Source organism: Cupriavidus sp. SIMBA_020 (genome assembly GCF_046535395.1).
GTDB classification, from domain to species: Bacteria; Pseudomonadota; Gammaproteobacteria; order Burkholderiales; family Burkholderiaceae; genus Cupriavidus; species Cupriavidus campinensis.
Genome location: NZ_JAWRWU010000066.1, coordinates 1 through 474, shown reverse-complemented (window position 1 = coordinate 474; position 474 = coordinate 1). Strand labels below are relative to the sequence as shown.

The window sequence follows — 474 nt, the reverse complement described above, 5'->3', positions numbered from 1 at the left end:
GGCCTGGATACGCACCGAATTTCCACGGATATCGTATTCCAGCGTGTAGTCCAGCGCGGCATCCCGGTCCAGATCGATGTCGCGGAAGAGGGTGATCAACGCCTCGATCAGATTGGACTTGCCGATGCCGTTCTGGCCGATCAGGGAATGGCTGCGAATGGATTTGGTGGTTACGTCTGCGTCCGCGCCAGGAATTGGGGAAAGATGCGTCGCAAAGTCGATCACCAACTCGCGTAAGTTGCGGAAGTGCGGGATGGCTAGATGCTTAAGCTGCATGCTCAAGCGCCCTCTTTTATTTTCATCTTGGCGACTTGAGCACCATCCGGATACTTTTTCGGGCTGTCCGGAGCCCGCGCATCCAGCACGTAGCTCGGGTCGTCAATCCAGCCGCTGCGCCATGTCGAGGCCGATCGGCTTGAGCGCTTCCATCGCGTGTTCGATGTTCGCTTCATAGCGGCCGGCGAACGGATTCGT

Annotated in this window: 1 protein-coding gene and 1 pseudogene; both read right to left on the bottom strand. The window is 57.8% G+C overall.

The genetic code is table 11. The annotated features are described in order from the left end of the window. Window positions 1-282 (bottom strand): hypothetical protein (locus tag SB751_RS28180; RefSeq protein WP_410748806.1); only part of this gene is annotated, 282 nt, incomplete at its 3' end. A 102-nt stretch (window positions 283-384) separates the two neighbouring features. Next, a pseudogene (locus tag SB751_RS28175) lies at window positions 385-474 on the bottom strand (amino acid synthesis family protein); the annotation flags it as partial.